This window comes from Polaribacter sp. (genome assembly GCF_965656025.1).
Lineage (GTDB): Bacteria > Bacteroidota > Bacteroidia > Flavobacteriales > Flavobacteriaceae > Polaribacter.
On the sequence record NZ_CBFHJT010000015.1, the window covers coordinates 21,656 to 26,413 of the forward strand.

The following is a 4,758-nucleotide window of genomic DNA, read 5'->3' on the forward strand; positions in this document are numbered from 1 at the left end:
TTAATTACAAATCTAACAGTTCTTCTAAAAACTCCCTAGTATTAGACAAACGTGGTACTTTGTGTTGGCCACCTAATTTGTTCTTTTTCTTTAACCAACTATAAAATAAACCTTCTTTTGCTTGGTGTATTTTTGGGGGCATTAAGGTCATATTTAAATAACGTTTTGCTTCATAATCAGAATTTATAGACTTTAACGCATTGTCTAAAACCTCTGTAAAATAGCCTAAAGAATCTGGATTTTTACGAAACTCTATAATCCACTCGTGGCCACCTTTTTCTTTACCTTTCATAAAAATTGGTCCCACAGTATAATCAGCAATAGTTGCCGTTGTTTTTTCGCAAGCTAATTTTAAGGCATCTTCTACGTTTTCTATGTTTAATTCTTCTCCAAAAACATTAATATAATGTTTGGTGCGCCCTGTAATTTTAATTCTATAAGGTTCTAAAGAAGTAAATCGAATGGTATCGCCAATTAAATAGCGCCACAAACCACCATTGGTGGTAATTATTAAGGCATAATCTATGTCTTTTTTTACTTCAGAAAGAGGGATGGTTTCAGAGTTTTCTCCGTTATAATTGCTCATAGGTATAAACTCGTAAAAAATACCATAGTCTAACATTAGTAATAATTCCTTAGAGTAATTTCTATCTTGTATGGCAAAAAAACCTTCGGAGGCATTGTAAATTTCGTAATATTTAAATTCCTTTTTAGGAATCATTTTTTTATACTGCTCTCTGTAAGGATTAAAATTTACGCCTCCATGAAAATAGACTTCTAAGTTAGGCCAAACCTCTAAAATATTATCTTTTCCAGTTCTTTCTAAAACTCGATTTAATAAAACCAACATCCAACTGGGTACACCCGCTAAACTGGTAATATTTTCGTTGATGGTTTCATCAATAATAGCATCCATTTTGGTTTCCCAATTGCTCATTAACGCAACTTCTTGACTTGGTGCAGAGCTAAAATCTGCCCAAAAAGGCATGTTTTCTATAATTATTGCAGACAAATCTCCAAAGTAAGAACCATTGTCTTGGTAAACCTCAGAGCTTCCTCCCAAACGTAAACCTTTACCTGTAAATAATTGTGTTTTCGGATTGTTGTTAATGTACCAACACAACATATCTTTACCCGCTTTCATGTGGCAATACTCTAAGGCATCATCAGAAACAGGTATAAATTTACTTTTGGCATTGGTGGTACCACTCGATTTTGCAAACCATTTAATGTCTGATGGCCAAAAAATATTCTGTTCTCCTTTTCTAGAACGTTCTATCAAAGGCTCAAAGGTTTCATATTTTTGTATGGGTACTTTTGTGGTAAAATCTTTATAATTTTTTATAGATGCAAACCCTTTTTCCTTACCAAGTTTGGTGTTTTTTGCAGTGTTTAATAGTTTTAAAAGCAATTCGTTTTGTACATCTTCAGGATATTTTAAAAACAATTCAATCTGATGTTTCCGTTTCTTTAAAAACCAAGAAATTATAGAATTGATAATCTGAAAAGCCATAGAAATTCGTAAGTTTGTTTAGTTTCGATTTAGAGTTATTTAGCGTCTAAAACCGAAATTTAAAAATACTAAAATTTGTGAGATGATTTACCAAGGAGTTTTAAAAAAAATGATGACAGAAAATAATACTGAAATTCAGTATTATTTAGACATGAAAACCGATTTTTTAAACATGAATCAGTTAATAGATAAAGATATTAGCATAAAATTTGTGGGTTATGAGTGTTTGAACTGTCATTTAGAAAAAAAAATATACAGACAGGGTTTTTGTAAATCTTGCTTTTTTGATATTCCTTCTGCTGGAGATTGGATTATGAGACCCGAATTAAGTACAGCACATTTAGACCAAGAAGATAGAGATTTGGCCTATGAAAAATCGGTGCAATTACAACCACATATTGTGTATTTAGCAAATTCTAGCAATGTAAAAGTTGGTGTTACAAGAAAAACACAAGTGCCTACAAGATGGATAGACCAAGGTGCGCATGAAGCCATAGAAATTGTAGAAGTGCCCAACAGATATTTGGCGGGTATTACAGAAGTTGCATTAAAAGAACATGTGGCAGACAAAACCAATTGGCGTAAAATGTTGAAGAATGATATTGAAGATGAAAACCTGGTGGAGTGGAGAGATAAACTGAAACAGTACATTCCTGAAGAGGCAATGCCGTATTTTATAGAAAATAATGCTGAGACCAATTTAAATTTTCCGGTATCTAAATATCCTGAAAAACCAAAAAGTTTAAATTTAGAAAAAACACCAACATATACTGGTAAATTGGCAGGTATTAAAGGGCAGTATTTAATTTTTGATGATGAGACTGTTTTTAATATTAGAAGTAATGAAGGTTTAGTGGTTTCTGTTGAGGTTTGATACTAGCATAAAAAAATAAAATGATTTTCGAACAAAAAGAAATACAATTACAACCTTATTCTAGAGGTTTTCATTTGATAACAGAAATTATTAAAAATGAATTTCCTGCGTATAAAAAAATACAAAAGGGATTTTTAAAGGTATTTATAAAACATACTTCTGCAAGTTTAACTATTAACGAAAATGCAGACCCTACTGTTAGGCAAGATTTTGAAAGTCATTTTAACAAAATGATTGCAGAAAACGCTCCTTATTTTATTCATACTTATGAAGGTAGTGATGATATGCCAGCGCATTTAAAAGCCTCTCTTTTAGGAAACGCTGTGGAAGTACCTATTACAAACGGACAGTTAAATTTAGGTATTTGGCAAGGTATTTATTTGGGTGAGCATAGAAATTTTGGAGGGGCAAGAAAACTAGTGGTTACCGCTTTTGGTGTTTAGCTTCTATGAGTTTTTCTAAGATATTTTCTACCCCAAAATCGTTGTTGCTGGTGGTGCTATAATTTGCTATTTCTGTAATGTCTTTATGCGCATTTTTCATAGCGAAAGAAAAATCTGCTTCTTGCAACATCTCTATATCATTATGATAATCGCCAAAAACTAAGGTTTGGTCTTTGGTAACATTTAGTAATTTTTGAACCTCTCTTAAAGCATTTCCCTTGTTGGCTTTATCATCAGAAATGTCTAACCAATTTTGTCCAGAAACTTTAATCAAATAATCGTTTTTTAAGTGTTTAATTTTAGGATAAATGTAACCTTCTGAAGATGAAAAATGATAAATGGCAATTTTTAAAATAGGTTTATTTTTTGCAACTTCCATCAAATCATCTACAATGGTATAGCTATGATAATACTCTTGAAAAAGGTTGATAAATTTAGTGTCTTTACTTTCTATAAAAGCATTTTCTTCTGAACAAAGCACAATGTTTGTGTCTTTAATACTTCTTAAAACAGGAAGAATATTTACAATTTTATCACTTTTTAAAAAGTTAGAAAGTAATGTTTTGGTCCCTTTCTTAGCAATACCGCCATTTTCTGCAATCACATAAATATCATCTTTTATGGCAGCTAATTTATCTACAATGCTGTTGTATTGTCTACCACTAGCAGCACAAAAATGTATGTTTTGTTGTTGTAATTTTTTAAAAAGTTCAAAAAAATGATTGCTAACTTCGCCTTTAGAATTTAGTAGTGTTCCATCCATATCAGAAACCACTAACTGTACTTTTTTTAGATTCATAAATTAAGACATCTTTGTAGAGTTGCGTTCTACCAAATCGGTTTTAATAATAATGGTTTTGTGTTCTGGTTTTTCTTCAGATTTATTTTCTAATCTATTAATTAATAACTCTGCAGCAGTTTCTCCCATTTGTTCTCCATGTTGGCTAACCGTTGTTAATTTAGGACTAGAATGTCTTGCTAAAATACCATTAGAAAAAGAAACTACAGCAAAATTTTCGGGCACTTTATGGCCTTTTTTCTGGGCAACTTTCATGGCAGCAATTGCAGAAGATTCGTCTGTAGCTATGACAGCATCTATTTCGTTATTATTAAAAATTGGAGTTAAAATACTTTCGTATTTTTTATAGTCTTCTTCTAAGATGTTAATAATTAGGTTGTTGTTTATCGGTAAACCAGCTTTTTCTAAACCTTTTAAATACCCTTGATGTCTTTTTTTACCAACCTTTAAGTTACTAATGGTAGATACAAAAGCAATGTTTTTACTACCAGATTTTGCTAAATATTTTACAGTTTTAGAAGCGCCTTTAAAATCGTCTGTTATTACTTTATCACAACTTATAGATTCTGCAACTCTATCAAACATTACAATCGGGGTGCCGTTTTGTAATATTTCATCAAAGTGTTTAAAGTCGTTTTTTAAAACAGTTTCTTCTGCCATAGAAAGTATAAAGCCATCGATACTTCCGTTAGAAAGCATTTCCATAGTTTCTACTTCTTTGGTGTGAGACTCGTTAGAAATACAAGAAATTATTTTGTAGCCTTTTTCGTTGGCAACTTTTTCTATCCCATTAAAAACTTGCGCAAAAAAGTAATTTAGCATGTTTGGTATTATGATACCAATGGTTTTTGTTTGCCTGTTTTTTAAGCTAAGTGCATTAAAATTTGGTTTGTAATTATTCTCTTTAGCAAATTTCTGAATTTTCTCTTTGGTGCTTACACTTATCTCATAGCTATCATTCAAAGCTTTTGAAACTGTAGAGATAGACACTTTAAATTCTTTAGCAATGTCTTTTATGGTAAGTCTTTTCATATATTTAAAAAATAAGGACTAAAATACAAAAAAGTGCTAACAAATGATAATTAACTATGATTATTTACGATTTCTTTAAATTGTAAGATTGATAAAA

General features: G+C 31.0%; 5 protein-coding genes. 2 read left to right on the top strand and 3 right to left on the bottom strand.

What is annotated here, in order from left to right; all coding sequences use genetic code 11:
• Nucleotides 1-4 precede the first annotated feature (4 nt).
• The gene (locus tag ACTG3S_RS04435) at nucleotides 5-1,513 is read right to left on the bottom strand and encodes a GH3 auxin-responsive promoter family protein (protein WP_439128166.1); all 1,509 of its coding nucleotides are present in this window, start codon (nucleotides 1,511-1,513) and stop codon (nucleotides 5-7) included.
• 82 nt (nucleotides 1,514-1,595) lie between these two features.
• Here ACTG3S_RS04435 and ACTG3S_RS04440 point away from each other — a divergent pair, with 82 nt between their 5' ends.
• Together ACTG3S_RS04440 and ACTG3S_RS04445 are read left to right on the top strand one after the other, a co-directional pair.
• On the top strand, nucleotides 1,596-2,387 hold the full coding sequence (locus tag ACTG3S_RS04440) for a DUF2797 domain-containing protein (protein WP_439128167.1): 792 nt from the start codon (nucleotides 1,596-1,598) through the stop codon (nucleotides 2,385-2,387).
• 20 nt (nucleotides 2,388-2,407) lie between these two features.
• Nucleotides 2,408-2,830, top strand: coding sequence for a secondary thiamine-phosphate synthase enzyme YjbQ (locus ACTG3S_RS04445; protein WP_439128168.1), 423 nt, complete (start codon nucleotides 2,408-2,410; stop codon nucleotides 2,828-2,830).
• Here the strand turns inward: ACTG3S_RS04445 and ACTG3S_RS04450 are convergent.
• Together ACTG3S_RS04450 and ACTG3S_RS04455 are read right to left on the bottom strand one after the other, a co-directional pair.
• Nucleotides 2,811-3,629 (bottom strand): HAD family hydrolase, encoded by an 819-nt coding sequence (locus ACTG3S_RS04450; protein ID WP_439128169.1) that lies wholly within the window; start codon nucleotides 3,627-3,629, stop codon nucleotides 2,811-2,813. The genes ACTG3S_RS04445 and ACTG3S_RS04450 overlap by 20 nt on opposite strands.
• A 3-nt stretch (nucleotides 3,630-3,632) precedes the next feature.
• Entirely contained in the window at nucleotides 3,633-4,661 is a 1,029-nt protein-coding gene (locus tag ACTG3S_RS04455; protein ID WP_439128170.1) for a LacI family DNA-binding transcriptional regulator, read from the bottom strand.
• Nucleotides 4,662-4,758 lie beyond the last annotated feature (97 nt).